15 protein-coding genes, 1 tRNA gene and 1 pseudogene are annotated in these 19,186 nt (G+C 39.6%); 11 read left to right on the top strand and 6 right to left on the bottom strand.

What is annotated here, in order from left to right:
• Window positions 1-78: 78 nt before the first annotated feature.
• Window positions 79-282: an LptF/LptG family permease gene (locus IM45_RS03625; protein ID WP_051984600.1), complete on the bottom strand. Its 204-nt coding sequence runs from the start codon at window positions 280-282 to the stop codon at window positions 79-81.
• 417 nt (window positions 283-699) lie between these two features.
• Between IM45_RS03625 and pepA the strand changes: the two genes are divergently transcribed.
• Genes pepA through IM45_RS01620 form a run of 3 tightly spaced genes read left to right on the top strand, consistent with a single transcriptional unit; the run spans window position 700 to window position 5,559 of the window.
• Window positions 700-2,223: a leucyl aminopeptidase gene (pepA, locus tag IM45_RS01630; RefSeq protein ID WP_038498442.1), complete on the top strand. Its 1,524-nt coding sequence runs from the start codon at window positions 700-702 to the stop codon at window positions 2,221-2,223.
• A 12-nt stretch (window positions 2,224-2,235) separates the two neighbouring features.
• Window positions 2,236-2,682, top strand: a complete 447-nt coding sequence (locus IM45_RS01625; RefSeq protein ID WP_038498439.1) for a DNA polymerase III subunit chi — start codon at window positions 2,236-2,238, stop codon at window positions 2,680-2,682.
• Between the two features lie 21 nt (window positions 2,683-2,703).
• Window positions 2,704-5,559, top strand: coding sequence for a valine--tRNA ligase (locus IM45_RS01620; RefSeq protein ID WP_038498436.1), 2,856 nt, complete (start codon window positions 2,704-2,706; stop codon window positions 5,557-5,559).
• 77 nt (window positions 5,560-5,636) lie between these two features.
• On the opposite strand, the gene IM45_RS01615 is transcribed toward IM45_RS01620, so the two are convergent.
• Window positions 5,637-5,712 (bottom strand) — tRNA-Thr (locus IM45_RS01615).
• A gap of 142 nt (window positions 5,713-5,854) precedes the next feature.
• Between IM45_RS01615 and lepA the strand changes: the two genes are divergently transcribed.
• The 7 genes from lepA (at window position 5,855) to murJ (ending at window position 13,166) form a co-directional block, all read left to right on the top strand.
• Window positions 5,855-7,654, top strand: coding sequence for a translation elongation factor 4 (lepA, locus tag IM45_RS01610; protein WP_038498433.1), 1,800 nt, complete (start codon window positions 5,855-5,857; stop codon window positions 7,652-7,654).
• A gap of 18 nt (window positions 7,655-7,672) precedes the next feature.
• Window positions 7,673-8,617, top strand: coding sequence for a signal peptidase I (lepB, locus tag IM45_RS01605; RefSeq protein WP_038498430.1), 945 nt, complete (start codon window positions 7,673-7,675; stop codon window positions 8,615-8,617).
• A 147-nt stretch (window positions 8,618-8,764) separates the two neighbouring features.
• Window positions 8,765-9,457 carry a ribonuclease III gene (gene rnc, locus IM45_RS01600; RefSeq protein ID WP_038498427.1) on the top strand — a complete coding sequence of 231 codons (693 nt, stop codon included), beginning with the start codon at window positions 8,765-8,767 and terminating at the stop codon, window positions 9,455-9,457.
• A complete protein-coding gene (gene era, locus IM45_RS01595; protein ID WP_038498424.1) occupies window positions 9,454-10,353 on the top strand; it encodes a GTPase Era in 900 nt (299 codons plus the stop codon). The genes rnc and era overlap by 4 nt, the downstream gene beginning before the upstream one ends.
• Window positions 10,354-10,423: 70 nt before the next feature.
• On the top strand, window positions 10,424-11,155 hold the full coding sequence (gene pdxJ, locus IM45_RS01590; RefSeq protein WP_038499540.1) for a pyridoxine 5'-phosphate synthase: 732 nt from the start codon (window positions 10,424-10,426) through the stop codon (window positions 11,153-11,155).
• The gene (acpS, locus tag IM45_RS01585; RefSeq protein WP_038498421.1) at window positions 11,155-11,538 is read left to right on the top strand and encodes a holo-ACP synthase; all 384 of its coding nucleotides are present in this window, start codon (window positions 11,155-11,157) and stop codon (window positions 11,536-11,538) included. The genes pdxJ and acpS overlap by 1 nt, the downstream gene beginning before the upstream one ends.
• 95 nt (window positions 11,539-11,633) lie before the next feature.
• Window positions 11,634-13,166 (top strand): murein biosynthesis integral membrane protein MurJ, encoded by a 1,533-nt coding sequence (gene murJ, locus IM45_RS01580; RefSeq protein ID WP_038498418.1) that lies wholly within the window; start codon window positions 11,634-11,636, stop codon window positions 13,164-13,166.
• 31 nt (window positions 13,167-13,197) lie between these two features.
• Here murJ and argS read toward each other — a convergent pair whose 3' ends face one another.
• The 3 genes from argS to ispA form a co-directional block, all read right to left on the bottom strand.
• Window positions 13,198-14,928, bottom strand: coding sequence for an arginine--tRNA ligase (gene argS, locus IM45_RS01575; RefSeq protein WP_038498416.1), 1,731 nt, complete (start codon window positions 14,926-14,928; stop codon window positions 13,198-13,200).
• A gap of 115 nt (window positions 14,929-15,043) precedes the next feature.
• Window positions 15,044-16,909 (bottom strand): 1-deoxy-D-xylulose-5-phosphate synthase, encoded by a 1,866-nt coding sequence (gene dxs, locus IM45_RS01570; protein ID WP_038498413.1) that lies wholly within the window; start codon window positions 16,907-16,909, stop codon window positions 15,044-15,046.
• 47 nt (window positions 16,910-16,956) lie between these two features.
• Window positions 16,957-17,859 (bottom strand): (2E,6E)-farnesyl diphosphate synthase, encoded by a 903-nt coding sequence (gene ispA, locus IM45_RS01565; RefSeq protein ID WP_038498410.1) that lies wholly within the window; start codon window positions 17,857-17,859, stop codon window positions 16,957-16,959.
• Window positions 17,860-18,006: 147 nt separating this feature from the next.
• Here ispA and thiI point away from each other — a divergent pair.
• Window positions 18,007-18,294 (top strand): annotated as a pseudogene (gene thiI / locus IM45_RS01560) (thiazole biosynthesis protein); the annotation flags it as partial.
• Here the strand turns inward: thiI and panE are convergent.
• Window positions 18,295-19,179, bottom strand: coding sequence for a 2-dehydropantoate 2-reductase (gene panE / locus IM45_RS01555; RefSeq protein WP_038498392.1), 885 nt, complete (start codon window positions 19,177-19,179; stop codon window positions 18,295-18,297). It abuts the pseudogene before it with no gap.
• Window positions 19,180-19,186: the final 7 nt, after the last annotated feature.

Here is a 19,186-nt window from a genome sequence, read left to right as displayed (position 1 = left end):
TAATTGTTCCTCCATCATTGCTGCAAGACTAGGATTCGCTTTGAGATCAGATATTATCTTATACTCATAACACAAAAACTATGGAGATAGCCATATGACATTGATAGCTCGGAACAATGCAGTGAACATGCTCAGCATAAATGCTGCCTGGATAATTAAATGTTTACCAATATCGCAGGCGTGCATCGCGATAATCTCGCTTTTAGCGTGTAAATGACTTAGGATTATTAATAAATCTATCACAAAACTTAGTAGGATAATGAATTGTGCTATTTCTGCCACACCTCAACCTAAAAAAGATAAAACTAGATGTATCGAAATGTGACCTTCTACTACTACGCTTAAAATTCGCATCAGTTTTTGACAAACAAATATAAAAAATAGCAAGCTGGCTTTTTAATATCTCCTAAATCAGATATCTCGTTATAATCACTTTGATTTTACCTATATAACCTGACCTTGTTTTTTTGCCGGAAATGAGATAAATGTATTTATTATCCGTCATTAGTGTTTATTACTAATTGTTAATAACTTAATATTAATTAAGTATCACAACATTAATAGTAAAATTGTGCTATACTGAAAAAGTACAGATATAATTAAAAAAATAGTCGTTTTTTTTTATATTAATATATATAGTATAGAAACAATCTATTTCTCCAGGACACATATGATTTGAATTCACATTCAGGAGAAGACATGCATTTTAGTGTCAAAAGCGGTAGCCCGGAAAAGCAACGCAGTGCCTGTATTGTTGTAGGAATTTTTGAACCACGCCGTTTCTCCTCTATCGCTAAACAGCTTGATAAAATTAGTAAAGGCTATATCAGCGCTCTACTCCGCCGTGGTGAATTAGAAGGTAAAGTAGGGCAGACTTTGTTTTTACATCATGTTCCTAATGTATTGTCTGAACGAATTTTACTTATCGGCTGTGGCAAGGAACGCGAGCTAGATGAACGCAAGTATAAACAGATAATTCATGAAACTATTAATAGTTTAAACAATACCGGTTCAATGGAAGCAATCTGTTTCTTGACGGAACTACATGTCAAGGGTAGAAATACGTATTGGAAAGTACGCCAGGCTGTGGAAACAGCTCAAGATTCACTCTATACTTTCAATCAATTCAAAAGTAATAAAAAAGAGCTACGGCGACCACTACGTAAAATAGTATTTAACCTATCGACACGTAGTGAGTTAATTAGCGGTGAACGCGCTATACAACATGGTCTAGCTATTGCTACTGGCATCAAAGCTGCTAAAGATCTATCAAATATGCCACCTAACATCTGCAACTCAGCCTATCTAGCATCTCATGCTCGCTTATTAGCGAATAGCTACAGCAATAATACAACAATCATGGTATTTGGCGAAAAAGAGATGAAAGAGTTGGGAATGAACGCTTATTTAGCTGTAGGCCAAGGTTCTACCAACGAATCACTAATGTCAGTTATCGAATATCATGGTAATCCAGATCGAGAAGCCCGTCCGATAGTACTAGTTGGTAAGGGGCTTACTTTTGATTCCGGTGGTATTTCTATTAAACCCTCCGACAATATGAATGAGATGAAATATGATATGTGTGGTGCTGCCACTGTCTATGGCGTTATGTGCGTGGCACTAGCATTAAACTTACCTCTGAATATTATTGGAGTCCTGGCAGGCTGTGAGAATATGGTTGATGGTCATTCGTTACGGCCGGGAGATATACTCACTACTCTTTCCGGACAGACTGTGGAAGTATTAAATACTGATGCTGAGGGTCGTCTGGTACTATGCGATACTCTTACTTACGTGGAACGTTTTAATCCAGAAATTGTAATTGATATCGCTACTTTAACAGGCGCTTGCATTATTGCATTGGGACATCATCTAACCGGGCTCATGTCTAACCAAAATCAACTATCTAATGAACTCCGTAGCGCTGCTGAGCAGGCTGGAGATCGTGTCTGGCCTTTACCGCTGGTAGATGAGTTTCAGGAACAACTTGAGTCTCACTTTGCCGATATGACTAATCTTGGTGGGCGTCCTGGCGGAGCTATTACCGCTGGTTGTTTTTTGTCTCGCTTCGCACAGAAATATCATTGGGCACATTTGGATATTGCAGGTACCGCCTGGAATTCTGGAAAAACTAAGGGCGCTACCGGGCGTCCGGTGGCAATGTTATCGCAGTTCTTACTCAATCGTTCCGCTTTTAGTTGTGATGAGTCAATAGATAAATGACAGACTCATTACATGAAACAAGTAACCTTCTATCTCCTCGACCAGCATGTCATAATAAACGGATTAATCACCATGGAACAACTCGCTTGTAATCTAGCTGTTCTCCATTGGCGTGCAGGAAAACGGGTACTTATAGCTTGTGAAAACTATAAACAGGCAATAAAACTAGATAATGCACTATGGACACAAACTCCAGCAGCTTTTATTCCGCATAATCTAGTAGGTGAAGGACCGCAAGATGGCGCTCCGGTAGAAATATATTGGCCGCATCAACATCGTCATGTACCACGTGATTTGATGGTAAACCTACTACCTGCGTATATTGATTTTGCTTTGTCTTTCCATGAAGTAATTGACTTCGTACCTGATGAAGAATATCTCAAACAGTTGGCACGTAAACGGTATAAAGCTTATCGTAGTGTTGGCTTCCAATTAATTACCGCTAAACCGCTATCTTAGTATATTAGTGCATTGACTACTATGGACAAAACATACAATCCGACAACAATCGAGCAACCGTTGTACGAGCACTGGGAAAAACAAGGTTATTTCAAACCTAATGGTGATCCAGGCAAACCGAGCTACTGCATCATGATCCCTCCCCCTAATATTACCGGTAGCCTACATATGGGACACGCTTTCCAGCAGACTCTTATGGATATCCTCATCCGCTATCAGCGAATGCAAGGTAAAAATACTCTTTGGCAAGTAGGAACCGATCATGCAGGCATTGCCACACAAATTATGGTAGAGCGTCAAATATTTGCGGAAGAGGGTAAAACTCGCCAAGATTATGGGCGCAAAGCTTTTATCGATAAAATTTGGGAATGGAAAGCGCAATCAGGCGACACGATTACCAATCAGATGCGTCGTTTAGGATGTTCGGTGGATTGGGGACGAGAACGCTTTACTATGGACGCAGGATTATCCAATGCTGTAAAAGAAGTATTTGTCCGCCTGTATCAAGAAAATTTAATCTATCGTGGAAAACGTCTAGTAAACTGGGACCCCAAATTGCATACAGCTATATCAGATCTTGAAGTAGAAAATCGCGAATCCAGAAGCTCGATGTGGCATCTACGCTATCCACTCGCAGATGGCATTAAGACTATAGAAGGCTTGAACTATTTAGTTGTTGCCACAACACGTCCAGAAACGGTACTCGGCGATACTGGAATAGCAGTCAACCCTTATGATCTCCGCTATAAAAATATCATTAATAAATTTGTCTTGCTACCTTTGGTTAACCGTCGCATCAAGATCATAGCTGACGAAAATGTTGATATAACTAAGGGCACCGGTTGTATGAAGGTTACTCCAGCACATGACTTTCATGACTATGAAATCGGTAAACGTCACAAATTACCTGTTATTAATATTCTCACTTTTGAAGGTAAAATACGCCAAGAAGCAGAAATTTTTGATACCTATGGCAAAGTTAGCAACGTATACTCCAGCACTATTCCACAAGTATTCCGCGGTCTTGAACGCTTTGCGGCACGTAAAGCTATAGTAGCAGAATTTGACCGTCTTGGTCTGCTAGCTTTAATACAATCTCACAAGCTAATTTTACCTTATAGCGATCGCAGTGGCGTCGTAATAGAACCAATGTTAACTAATCAATGGTATGTACGTACTACACCACTTGCCAAAGTAGCAATGGAAGCGGTAGAAATGGGTGAGCTTAAATTTGTATCGAAGCAATATAAAAATATGTATGTTAGCTGGATGCGTAATATCCAAGACTGGTGTATTTCACGTCAGCTATGGTGGGGCCACCGTATTCCGGCTTGGTACGACGATCAAGGTAAGGTGTACGTCGGCCGCAATGAAGCGGAAGTACGTCAGAAACACCAACTGGGGGATAGAGTGACCCTATGCCAGGACGACGATGTATTAGATACCTGGTTCTCATCTGGTATTTGGACTTTCTCGACCCTAGGCTGGCCTAATAATACTGAAGCACTGCGTACTTTCCATCCAACTAGCGTGGTAGTGAGTGGTTTTGATATTATCTTCTTTTGGATAGCACGTATGATAATGTTAACAATGCACTTCAATAAAGATATCACAGGTAAGCCACAAGTTCCTTTTAAAACCGTCTACATTACTGGTCTTATACGTGATGAAGAAGGACAAAAGATGTCAAAAACCAAGGGTAACGTTATCGATCCATTAGATATAGTGGATGGCATCTCGCTAGAGAAATTATTAGCTAAACGTTCCGGAAATCTGTTGCAGCCACAGCTAGTAAAAAACATAAGCTATATTACTATCAAACAATTTCCTAATGGGATCAAACCATACGGCACCGATGCATTACGCTTTACCCTAGCAGCGCAGGCTTCTACTGGACGCGATATTAACTGGAATATGAAATGTTTAGAAGGTTACCGTAACTTCTGTAATAAGCTGTGGAACGCTAGTCGTTTTGTATTGATGAATACTGAGGACCAAGATTGTGGTTTTAATAGCAGCGATAAAGTGTTCTCACTAGCAGACCGCTGGATTTTAGCTAAATTTCACCAGACAGTGAAGCGATTCCGTGAAGCGCTAGATAATTACCGTTTCGATCTAGCGGTTGAGAGACTATATGATTTTACCTGGTACCAATTCTGCGACTGGTATCTAGAACTAACAAAACCTATCATGAGTAGAGGTAAAATAGCAGAACTACGTGGTACACGCTATACCTTAGTTAGCGTGCTAGAAGCGTTACTGCGTTTAGCTCATCCAGTTATTCCCTTTATTACCGAAACCATCTGGCAACGAATTAAGGTTATTACTCGTAGGCACGGCGACACAATAATGCTGCAACAGTTTCCTATCTATGATGCAGCTTTAATCGATGCTCAAGCCTTAATTGACTTAGAGTGGACTCAGCAAGTTATTATCGCAGTACGTACTATCCGTTCTGAAATGAAGATTGCACTCAACAAACCCCTAGCGTTACTATTACGCAATACATCTACTGAAGCACAACGTTTGGTAAATGATAATTTTATAATAATCCGTACACTAGCGCAGTTAGATACCATCACTCTACTACCAATAGAAGATAGAGGTCCTATTTCTGTCACTAAGCTTGTTCCAGGTGCTGAATTACTAATACCGCTTGTGGGCCTTATCAATAAGGTTGATGAACTAGATAGGCTCGCAAAAGAAATTGTGCGTATCGAAAGTGAAATCGATCGTATTCAAAGTAAACTAATGAACAAAGACTTTTTGGGCCATGCACCAGAAACTGTCGTAGCAAAAGAATATAAGAAGCTTGAAATATATCAGAAGTCAAAAATAAAATTGATGGAACAGAAAGTGCTTATAGCAGAACTATAAATTATATAGCCTACTAGATTACATTTATTTCATTATCAAATTATAAGCTGTTCGTTCCGTGCATATTTAAACTCAAGTGGTGCCGATAATAGGAGTCAAACCTATGACCTTCGCATTACGAATGCGCTGCTCTACCAACTGAGCTATATCGGCATGATGATACTATAGATAATACTTATATTGCATTATTGCATTTTTTTTAATGAGTAAAGAATGAGAATAAGAGAAATATAGAATAAAATTTTTAAAAAAGCTTTATTTTAGTCTTGAAATCCCTAATTATAATAAATAATACATGAATAACATACGTAATGTTTCTATTATAGCCCATATTGACCACGGTAAGTCAACACTCTCTGACCGCCTGATTCAGTTCTGTGGCGCCTTGAGTGAACGTGAAATGGTAACTCAAGTGCTTGACTCTATGGATATTGAACGTGAACGAGGTATTACTATCAAAGCACAAAGTGTGAGACTTAATTACAATGCACTAGATGGCCAAGTATATCAAGTAAATTTTATTGATACCCCCGGCCATGTAGATTTTTCCTACGAAGTTTCCCGTTCACTAGCAGCTTGCGAAGGTGCGCTATTGGTAGTGGATGCTAGTCAGGGAGTTGAAGCACAGACTCTTGCGAATTGCTATACCGCTATAGAAATGGATTTAAAAGTAGTGCCAGTACTAAACAAAATTGATTTACTCGTCGCAGATCCAGATCGGGTCTTGCAAGAAATTGAAGATATAATTGGCATTGACGCTACCGATGCGGTACGCTGCTCTGCTAAAACTGGGTTCGGAGTATCAAATGTTCTCGAACGTCTAGTGCGGGATATACCACCGCCAAAAGGCGATCATAATGCACCACTTCAGGCGCTGATTATCGACTCTTGGTTTGATAACTATCTGGGCTTAGTTTCTTTAGTACGTATCAAAAATGGCATTCTACGCCAAGGCGATAAAGTGACAGTGATGAGCACCGGCCAGAGCTACAATGCTGATCGTTTAGGATTTTTTACACCGAAGCGTGTCGATCGCGAAGTACTCAAATGTGGTGAAGTAGGCTGGCTAGCCTGTGCTATAAAAGATATTTTCGGCGCACCGGTTGGAGATACTTTTACTTTAACGCATAAACAAGCAAACAAAGCGCTACCTGGTTTTAAGAAAGTGAAACCTCAGGTCTATGCTGGTTTTTTTCCAGCTAGCTCCGATGACTATAAATCCCTTCATGATGCCTTAGGAAAACTCAGTTTAAACGATGCTTCATTATTCTATGAGCTTGAAAGATCTACCGCGCTTGGTTTTGGTTTTAGGTGTGGTTTTCTTGGTTTATTACATATGGAAATTATTCAAGAACGGCTAGAACGTGAGTATGATATCGATCTAATTACTACTGCACCTACAGTTATTTATGAAGTAATTACTACTGATAAAAGTACCTACTATGTAGATAGCCCGGCAAAATTGCCGCCACTAAATCGTATAGAAGAGCTACGAGAACCAATTGTTGAATGTAATATTCTGCTACCACAGAAATATCTAGGTAAAGTAATTAACTTATGCATCGATAAGCGTGGCGTGCAAAAAAATATTGTTTATCACGGACATCAGGTTACATTGACCTATGAAATCCCTATGGCTGAGGTAGTACTAGACTTTTTCGACAGTTTAAAATGTACCTCACGTGGTTATGCATCGCTAGATTATGAATTTAAGCGTTTCCAAGCATCAGATATGGTATGCGTGGATGTGCTAATTAACGGTGAGTGCATCGATGCGCTAACACTAATGACTCATAGAGTAAATGCTCCATACCGTGGGCGTGAGTTAGTTAATAAGCTACAGGAAATAATCCCACGTCAACAGTTTGATATAGCTATCCAGGCTACTATTGGGCACAATATTATTGCCCGTTCTACTGTGAAACAATTACGTAAAAATGTTCTCGCTAAATGTTATGGTGGCGATGTAAGCCGCAAAAAAAAACTGCTACAAAAGCAGAAAAAAGGGAAAAAACGTATGAAGCAGGTAGGGAATGTGGAGCTTCCGCAAGAAGCTTTTCTAGCTATTTTACACGTTAGTAAAGAAAGATCATAAATAATTTTAGGAGTTGGCATGGCTTATATTTTTGCCCTTATTCTAGCAATCGCAACGCTTATCACTGGGATTACCTGGTTTATTAAACATTTAAAACGAGTGCTGGAGTATCGCAAAAATAGTAATGGTATAGGAGTTAAGTGTAAAAAATATCAGGATGGTTGGATTAATATAGGCGCATCACTTTTTCCGGTATTATTGCTAGTATTTGTAATACGCTCTTTTGTTTTTGAGCCATTCCAAATTCCATCAGGTTCAATGATGCCTACCTTGTGGGTAGGTGATTTTATTTTAGTTAATAAATTTGCTTATGGTATTAAAAATCCGATTACCCAGAGTACTATGATTAAAATGGGACATCCTAAACGCGGAGATGTCGTCGTATTTAAATATCCACCAGATCCAAGCCTAGATTATATCAAGCGTGTTATCGGTCTACCAGGTGACAGAGTCTGCTATGATCCTATCGTCAAGCGTATCACAATACAACCAGGCTGGGCTAATCATGATCATACTAGAACTAGTACATTATCTATTACTTATAGCAACATAATATCGAGCGATATTCTTCATAACTTAAATTCTAATAGCAATGAGTACACCAGCAAAAGCGAGCAATTTCTACAAACTAATCAAATCTTATACAGTGGTACGCGTTTATCACAGTATCAAGAATCATTAGACGGAGTGGTACATGATATCCTAATTACACCCAACCAACTAGATCTACTCAGTCTTTACTATCAGCAACCTGGTTATGCGCTAACAGAATGGATTGTACCGCAAGGTGAATATTTTATGATGGGTGATAACCGCGATAATAGCGCCGATAGCCGTTACTGGGGTTTCGTGCCAGAAAAAAATATCGTGGGTAAAGCCATAGTAATTTGGATGAGTTTCGACAAACTAGAAGGTAAGTGGCCAACTGGTGTCCGCTTAAGCCATATTGGTAGTATTCATTAATTGGTAGTATTCATTAATGGAATTTTGATTTGGTGATCTTTAGATATAATCTATTAGAGATAAGTTAAGTAAGGAAAAACTTTATCTATGTTTATTGAGTATGTAATAGTTGTGTTGTTTTGCACATAGTAGATTGTTTGGTCATACATGAACCCTCGATTAAATCGTCTCCAGAATAAAATTGGCTATCTTTTTAAACAGCACGAGCTGTTATTACAGGCACTTACACATCGTAGTGCCAGCAATAAACATAATGAACGGCTGGAATTTTTAGGCGACTCTATACTGAGTTATGTGATAGCCCATGCGTTATATCAACGTTTCCAGCGTATTGACGAAGGAGATATGAGCCGTATGCGAGCTACGTTGGTACGTGGTAATACTTTAGCAGAAATAGCTAGGGAGTTAGAGTTAAGTGCGTATTTACGTCTAGGCATTGGAGAGCTCAAGAGCGGTGGATTACGCCGTGAATCTATTCTTGCCGATACAGTGGAAGCATTGATTGGTAGTATCTTTCTAGATAGCGATATCCTTACTGTAGAGAAATTAATCCTTAACTGGTATCGCAGTCGCTTAAATGAAATAAGTCCGGGAGAAAGACAAAAAGATCCAAAAACTCGCTTACAGGAGTATCTACAGGGACGCCATATGCCATTACCTCTCTATCTAGTTGTGCAAATTCATGGTGAGACTCATGATCCTAAATTTATCATCCATTGCCAGGTAAGTGGTCTCGCATATCCGATTGTAGGCAATGGTTCTAGCCGCCGTCAAGCAGAACAAGCTGCTGCGAAGCAAGCGCTGAATGCGTTGCAAATGCTCAAAAGAGAATTTGAATGAGCGAAAATATAACCTATTGTGGTTTTGTTGCGATCGTAGGGCGTCCTAACGTTGGTAAGTCTACACTTTTTAATCAGCTTCTAGGGCAAAAAGTATCAATTACTTCGCGTAAGCCACAGACTACACGTCACCGTATTCTGGGTATTAATACAGAAGGACCATATCAGGTTATTTATATAGATACCCCTGGGCTACATCTTGATGAGAAAAAGATGCTCAACCATTTGATGAACCGTACGGCTAGCAAATCTATCGGTAATGTAGAACTCGTTCTCTTCGTGGTCGAGGGTACCAAATGGACTCATGATGATGAAATGGTAGTAAATAAGCTATACGATCAACAGGTGGTACTAGTAATTAATAAAGTAGATAAAGTTATAGACAAAGCAAAGCTATTACCACATATTAATTTCTTAAGTAAACAGATTAATTTTCACGCTATTCTACCTACTTGCGCTATTAATGGCATGGCTATTAATACTTTAGCAGGTATTGTACGTCAAGTATTGCCAGCAGCTATTCACTATTTTCCGAAAGAATATATTACTGATCGTTCACCGCGATTCATTGTTTCTGAAATTATTCGTGAAAAATTAATTAGATTTTTGGGTGATGAGCTGCCGTATTCCATAATGGTCGAAACAGAATGCTTTCTCACTAAAAATAACGGCTGTTACGACATCAAAGGGATAATTATTGTTGAAAGTACCGGACATAAAAAAATACTCATTGGTAATCAAGGTAGAAAGATAAAAACTATCGGTATTGAAGCAAGGCAGACGATGAAAACTCTATTTAAAACAGATGTACATCTAAAACTATGGGTTAAGGTTAAATCCGGATGGACTAACGATGAATGTACCTTGCGTAGTTTGGGATATATGGAATATCTATAAAGTACTTTGATGGTAAGGTTAATAACGCACTAATTAATATTTATGATTCTAAATGGCACAGGGGAAAGATATGTCGAAGTTATTACTAAACGTTAATATCGATCATGTCGCTACATTACGTAATGTACGGGGTACTGCCTGGCCTGATCCCGTGCAGGCTGCATTTATCGCTGAACAGGCTGGTGCTGATGGAATCACAGTGCATCTACGCGAAGATCGTCGTCATATTACTGATCGTGATATCCAAATATTGCGACAGACGATCCAAACTCGTATGAACCTAGAAATGGCTGTTACGGACGAGATGGTTACTATAGCCTGTCGTTTACAACCTCATTCCTGTTGCTTGGTACCAGAAAAACGCCAAGAATTAACCACCGAAGGTGGATTAGACGTTGTAGGACAGCAAGAAAAATTATGCCAAGCGATTTATCGTTTGAGTGAGGCAAACATTCAAGTGTCACTTTTCATCGATGCAGATAAACATCAGGTCGAGGCAGCCGCAGAGATTGGTTCACCTTACATTGAAATACATACTGGTTTTTATGCCGATGCCACAAATGCTATCGCTCGTGCCGCAGAGCTAGAACGCATTAGACAAATAGCTGATTATGCTGCTAAACTCGGCCTAAAGGTAAATGCTGGGCATGGTCTTGATTATCATAATGTTAAGTATATTGCAGCGCTACCATCCATATACGAACTTAATATTGGTCACTCTATTATTAGTCGTGCAGTAATCTGCGGTTTAGCTAATGCGATAACTGATATGAATTTTTTATTGTACAATACGCGCTGCTAATGGCTATTTTAGGTATAGGTACTGATATTGTGGAGATTGCACGTATTCAGGCAGTTTTAGTGCGCCGTGGCGAACTTTTTGCATACCGTATTTTACATCCAGCTGAGTGGAAACAATATCGTAAGCATAATCAACGGATACGTTTTTTAGCTAAACGCTTTGCTGTTAAAGAGGCTGCTGCTAAGGCTTTAGGCACCGGTCTTGGCAATGGTCTTGCATTTGTACAATTTGAGGTATTCAATGACCAGTTAGGCAAACCTAAATTACGGCTACATGAACAAGCAGCTCAGCTTGCTGTACAGCGTAGTGTCACTAATATGCATGTAACCTTGTCAGATGAACGTCATTATACTTGTGCAATCGTTATTTTTGAAAATAAATAAATTATTATATATTAATTAAACTTAGTCATAACTAATTACGTTATGTAGCTCAAATAACCATGCCTATATAATTAGGTCCCGCACAATATCATATTATGAGTTTATTAACAAAATTTGCTGCTGTTAGTTTCATAACTATGTTTTCGCGCGTCCTGGGTTTTGCACGAGATGCAATTATTGCCCGAGTATTTGGTGCTGGGATGGCAACAGATGCTTTTTTTGTTGCTTTCAAATTACCTAATCTTTTGCGGCGTATTTTTGCTGAAGGTGCTTTTTCCCAGGCATTCGTGCCTATTTTGGCAGAATATAAAAGTAATCATGCAGAAGAGGATACACGTACTTTTATTTCCTATATCGCTGGTATGCTGATACTCACACTAATGCTAGTGACTATAACTGGTATGCTAGGTGCACCATGGTTAATAAAAATAACTGCCCCAGGATTTAGCAATACACCAGAACAGTTTGTTTTAACGTCATCGCTATCACGTGTGATATTTCCTTATATTCTACTTATTTCCATGACATCGCTAGTGGGAGCGATACTCAATGCTTGGAATAGGTTCTTGGTGCCCGCTTTTGTTCCAACGTTACTGAATATGAGTATGATAGTCTTTGCTCTTCTGGCGGCACAGTGTTTTAATCCGCCAATTATGGCGCTAGCCTGGGCGGTTGTAATCGGAGGAATACTGCAATTGTGTTATCAATTGCCGTACCTCAAAAAAATAGGCTTGTTAGTTATGCCGCGCTTACAATTTAGAGATGCTGGTGTGTGGCGAGTATTACAGGTCATGGGACCTGCTATCATTGGGGTATCAGTCAGCCAAATTTCATTAATCATCAATACAATTTTTGCCTCTTTCTTAGTATCTGGTTCGGTATCATGGATCTATTATGCTGATCGGCTTATGGAGTTTCCTGCAGGTGTATTAGCAGTTGCGTTAGGGACGATTTTACTACCATCTCTATCGCGCAGTGTGTTCAAAGGGAATCATGTAGAATTCTCCTTACTGCTAGATTGGGGACTCCGTCTCTGTTTTCTGCTAGCGTTGCCAAGTTCTGTGGCGCTGGCCATTCTTGCCAAACCACTTATAGTAGCTTTATTTCAGTATAATCAATTTTCCCCCTTTGACACGATGATGACTCAGCGTGCGTTATTAGCTTATTCAGTTGGACTGATTGGTTTAATGCTGGTGAAAGTTCTTGCACCTGGTTTTTATTCACGTCAAGACATCAAAACTCCGGTACAATTAGGAATTATCACTCTTATTATCACGCAATTAATGAACCTAACTTTTATCGGTCCACTCAAGCATGCTGGGCTATCACTCTCCATTGGCCTAGGAGCTTGTCTGAACGCTAGCTTACTGTACTGGCAGTTACGTAGACAAAAAATATTTCAGCCACAACCTGGCTGGATCAAATTTTTATTGCGGTTAATATTTACCGTCAGCGTGATGGCCGTGGCATTAGTAGTATTACTAATGGTCATGCCAGACTGGACGCAAGGTAGTATGCCATGGCGTTTACTTCGTTTAATAGCCGTAATAGTGGTAGGGATGATATTTTACTTGACGGCACTTAGGCTTGCTGGTTTCCGGCTACGTGATTTCGTTCCATCACTTTAAATTCAAATAAGAGCACGTGAATTGCATTGAGTTACATCTTTTCTACCGTCTCGATACCAAGTAGGTTCAGACCCTGTTGCAACGTCCGTGAGGTAAGAAGCGCTAACTGTAAACGACTTTTATACTGTATATCATTGTCAGCATTTAGTATAGGGCAATGTTCATAGAATGACGAAAATCGTACAGCTAGATTATATAAATAAGCGCATAAAACATGCGGTGTACCATAGCGTGCAACAGTAGTTATGGTTTCCTCATATTGCAGGAGGCGCACTGCAAGGAAATATTCTTGTTCATTTTCGAGATAAACATTGCCAGTCAACTGTTGTTGATTTAAAGTACTACGCTTGAATATAGACACTATACGTGTGTATGCATATTGTATGTAGGGTGCAGTATTACCTTCAAAACTTAGCATATCGTCCCAGTTAAATATATAGTCGGTCATACGATTTTTTGATAGTTCCGCATATTTTATCGCACCGATGCTGATGACTTGCGCTAAGCGTTCTAACTCGATGAGATCTACATTAACTTGTTTGCTAACAATTAGGCAGCGTGCCCGTACCAGAGCTTCATCTAGTAGGTCATTAAGCTTCACTGTTATTCCAGCCCTGGTTTTTAAAGGTTTTCCGTCCTTACCCAATATCATGCCAAACATATGGTGTTCCAACACCACCGTTTCTGGAATATAGCCTGCTTTGCGGACAATAGTCCATACTTGTAGTAAATGCTGATGCTGGCGAGAATCAATATAATATATTATTCTGTCAGCTTTTAGCGTTTCATAACGGTATTTGGCACATGCAATATCTGTAGTAGTATAGAGATAAGCTCCGTCTTTTTTTTGAATAATCACACCCATAGGTTTTCCGTCTTTATTTCTAAATTCATTAAGGAAAACTAAGGTTGTTCCTGCGCTTTCTACTGCTAGACCTTTAGCTTTCAAATCAGTTACAATATCTGGTAACATATTATTATACATGCTTTCGCCCATGATATTATCTTGACTGAGGGTAAGATTAAGCCGATCATAAATCTTCTGATTCTGAACTATAGTTACATTAACTAGCTTGCGCCACATCTGGAGGCAATAAGAATCACCGCACTGTAATTTGACTACATAGTTACGTGCTTTTTTTGCAAAATTAGGATCTATATCATAATTTTTTTTAGCATGACGGTAAAAGTTGTTTAGGCTGGATAGTTCTATTTCTAATTCACCATCATACTCTACTTTTTCAAGATAGGCTATAAGCATGCCAAAATGAGTACCCCAATCACCAATATGATTAGCACGAATAACTTTATGGCCCAAAAATTCTAAGATACGCGCTGATGCATCGCCGATAATAGTAGAACGAAGATGGCCAACGTGCATCTCTTTAGCAACATTAGGAGAAGAGTAGTCTACCACAATTGTTTGAGGAGAATACTGTAAGATACCTAGTCGCGGTGAAGCTAGGGCAATGGCTATTTGTGTTGCAAGCCACTGTGAATCAAGAAAGATATTAATAAAACCTGGACCAGCAATCTCTACTTTGCGCGCTATACCATCTAAATTAAGCATACTAATTACTTTTTCTGCCAACTGATACGAGGGTACTCCTAGTTGCTTAGCGATAGTCATGATACCATTTACTTGATAATCACCAAACTTTGTTTTAACTGATTGTCGTACCTGTACTTTGTAGCTAGCCGGAGCACCTACTGCTAGCATGGCTTGATTAACTTTTTCAGAAATAAATGCGTGAATATTCACAGAGATACCTAACGTTTTATTGCATAGTAGGGTAGGTAGGAGCGCAAAGTTTTAGTATTTTATCCCTATGAACCGTACCAAGTAAAATGGTTATAATGATATTGATGAGAGAATATCATTCTAACCATTTTTCAATTTGCTGAAGGATACCGTAACTATTTAATTGAAGATCAGCACGTATCTCCTCCTGGCTACCCTGCGAAATAAAATAATCTGGTAAACCAATATTTAAAACTGGTACTAGTAATCGTTGGCGCATGATATATTCATTCACTCCGCTTCCTGCACCACCTATTATTGCGTTTTCTTCCAGCGTCACTAATGCTTTATGGCTAACAGCTAGCTTAGTTATTAATTCTGTATCTAGGGGTTTTACGAAACGCATATCTACTAGAGTAGCATCTAGGATATTGGCAACTTCTTCTGCCTGCGCTAGCAAAGTACCAAAATTTAGAATGGCAATATTAACGCCTTTGCGGCGCACAACACCCTTACCTAGCTGCAATTTTCTCAGTACGCTGAATGTCACACCGGTACCGTTACCACGTGGGTAACGTACTGCGCTAGGACCACCGTGATAATGATACCCAGTATGCAACATCAGCCGGCATTCATTCTCATCGCTTGGAGTCATGATCACCATATTTGGTATACAGCGTAGGTAGGAAAGATCGAAAGCACCCTGATGAGTTTGACCATCTGGGCCAACGACACCGCCTCTATCAATAGCAAACAGCACTGGTAGATTTTGGATTGCCACGTCGTGGATCACTTGATCATAGGCACGTTGCAGGAAAGTAGAATAAATGGCTACAATGGGATTGTAGCCACTAATAGCTAAACCAGCTGCAAAGGTTACCGCATGCTGCTCGGCAATAGCTACATCAAAATATTGTTGCGGAAATTGGCGCGAAAAATCAACCATACCCGAGCCTTCACGCATCGCAGGGGTTATCGCTATCAACTTATCATCACTAGCCGCGGTGGTGCACAACCACTCACCAAAAATTACCGAGTAAGTAGGATACCTGCTATAGCTTTTCGGCAGCGTACCTCTTACCGGATCAAACTTAGGTACAGCGTGCCAAGTAATCGGATCTTTCTCAGCTGGAGCGTAACCACATCCTTTCTTGGTAATAATATGTAGTAATTGAGGGCCTTTCATACTACGCATATTCTTTAGAGTTTGTACCATACCCTGAACATCATGACCATCTACCGGACCAATGTAATTAAAACCAAGCTCTTCAAATAACGTACCGCCCGGTACTATTATGCCTTTTATGTGCTCTTCGGTACGTTTTACCAGCTCTTTTATAGGTGGAATACCATATAGCACTTTTTTGCTTCCTTCGCGGAGTGTTAAATAACACTTACCAGATAAAAGACGTGCAAGGTGGTTATTTAACGCACCTACATTTTCAGAAATAGACATTTCGTTGTCGTTTAGTACCACAAGTAGATCATATTTAATGTCACCGGCGTGATTCATCGCTTCAAAAGCCATGCCAGCGGTAATCGCGCCATCACCTATAATACAAACCGTTCTTCTACCTAGGCCTTCATACGCAGCTGCTACAGCCATACCAAGACCAGCACTTATGGAGGTCGAGGAGTGGCCAACCGATAGTATGTCGTATTCACTTTCTCCACGCCATGGAAATGGATGTAACCCATTACGCTGACGTATGGTAGTCATGCGATTTCGACGCCCAGTAATAATTTTATGTGGGTATGCTTGATGACCAACATCCCAAATGATATGGTCAAAAGGAGTATTATATACATAATGTAAAGCTACCGTCAGTTCTACAGTGCCAAGCCCTGATGCAAAATGGCCGCTTGAGCGGCTAACGCTAGCAAGCAGAAACTGACGTAGTTCGTCACACAGTACTAACAGACTTTCTTTGGGCAACAAACGTAACTGAACAGGATTATCTGCTAGGGCAAGTGTTGGATACTTTTTGGTCTCAAAGCTCATTGAAAGCTCATTAGATGTTCATACTTACGGTATAAAAAAAGCATCATTTATGTTTTACGTTCAATGATATAGCGCGCTAGTTTGACTAACATGTTTGTATTATATCCGATTGCATCAATCTTTTTTAAGGATGCTAGAGATTCCTTATAGAGATTTTTAGCTTTAGCTCGTGCCATATCTAATCCAAGTAGCAATGGATAAGTTTTTTTACCTAATAACTTATCTGCACCACGCTGTTTACCAGTACTTTGGCTATCTCCTATCATATCTAAGATATCATCTTGTACTTGAAATGCTAGGCCTATAGCTACAGCATAACTATCAAGATAATTAAGTATCTTTCTGCTTTTTTTTCCTGCGGCTAGTGCTCCCATGTGCACCGCCGCACGAATTAGGGCACCAGTTTTATAGCGATGGATAGTTTCCAGGACTTCAGCTGAGACATGTTTACCTTCTGACTCTAAATCAAGCGCTTGGCCGAAACACATACCCTCAGCGCCACTAGCTTCGGCTAGAACTGCGATCATCTTCAAACGCTCTTCTGTAGTAATAGCCGATATTGGTGCATGAGTTAGAATAGTAAATGCCAAGGTATGCAATGCATCTCCAGCTAAAATTGCAGTTGTTTCGCCAAATTGAACATGACAGGTAGGCTCACCACGTCGTAGTGTATTGTTATCCATTGCTGGAAGATCATCATGGATGAGCGAATAAGCATGAATACACTCAATAGCAGCAGCGGGTGCATCGAGGCTTTCTTGCTTTAGGCCGAACAACTGACCTGTTTGGTAAACTAGAAACGGTCGCAGCCGTTTTCCTCCGAGAAGGGTGCTATAGTGCATAGCCTGAACTAGCTTAGTTTTTTGACTTGAAAGAGCGTATAGATACCGTTCTAGGGCAGCATCTACACACCGGCTGCTTTTTTGCAGCTCATGGATGAATTCTACCATGTTTAGTTACTACATTAGCCTAAAGAAGACTTACAGCTTGAAATTCATTATACCAGAAAACTAGTTTTAGTACTTAGTTTTATTTCCATAAAACGTATAATCATTTCTATAAATTTTATTTTTAAAGCAGGATGGAATTATATGACCCAGGATCGTAATCACCTTACTGAAGTAAAAAATATCGCAGAGTTTAGCCAAAATGATGTAGTTCTCGATATCCGTACGCCTGATGAACAGGAAAATAGTCCACTACTCATCGAGAATGTTGTGATGCAACAATTGCCATTCTATAAGCTAGGTAGCCAGTTTTCTCAGTTAGATCAAAGTAAATTTTATTTGCTTTATTGCGATTACGGTGTTATGAGTAGATTGCAAGCCCTTTACCTACGTGAAAAAGGATTTTCTAATGTTAAAGTATATCGTCCATCAATATGATTAGTACTTATAGTTTTGCTCCTTGTGTTTAATTATATTAAATAACCGCTGATTTACCGGTAATCTTAAACCGTGGGCGTTTGCGCGGCGTAGTACATAACCGTTAATATAATCTATTTCTGAGAGCCTCTTAGCTCGTATATCTTGTAGCATTGAAGATATATTACCAGAGGTACTTCTTATGACTTGACAGATATAGAAAAGTAATAGATGATAATTAATGTAGTAGCCTTCATAGTGCATTACTATTACTACCTCGCGACAAATCGCCTCAATTTCATCCGTATAATACTCTAGTTCGCCATTGCGACACTCATAGATGGCGCTTAACGGGTTAATAACGCAGTTAACCGCTAGTTTTATCCAGCTAGACGCTACGATATTGTTATGCCAAGTGACTTTCGGTAGTACCTGGTGTAGCACTGCCGAAAGTTGGTCGACGGATTTTGCTGGTACATTACCGGGACCTATACTAGTAATACCGGCAGATATATGATAAATTTTTCCTTCTTCAGAGTAAGCAGCATGAGTAGTCGTTCCTAGTAATAGTGGTTGTACTAACTCAGGGAATTCTTCTTTAGTACCTAAACCATTATGCATTAGTAAGATAGCACAATCGGATCGTAATTGCGGGAGCAACTCTTGTACTTCTTTCGAGACTTGCCAAGCTTTTAGTGTCACGAGTAATAGTTCGCTGTCGGCGAGTCGTTGTCTGTTATTTGCTGGTAATTGAAAACTGTTTTCTACTCCATGCTGATTTATTACTGTAATAGTACAAAATGGTTTTGGTACTCGTAACCATCCTTGGACGCTATGTTTGTGGCGAAAAAATGCCGATAACCATAGCTGCCCTAGCGCGCCACAACCAAGCACAGTAACTTTCACTTTATTT

It is taken from the genome of Candidatus Palibaumannia cicadellinicola (assembly GCF_000754265.1).
Classification (GTDB): Bacteria; Pseudomonadota; Gammaproteobacteria; order Enterobacterales; family Enterobacteriaceae; genus Baumannia; species Baumannia cicadellinicola_B.
This window is presented reverse-complemented; position numbering and strand designations above follow the sequence as displayed.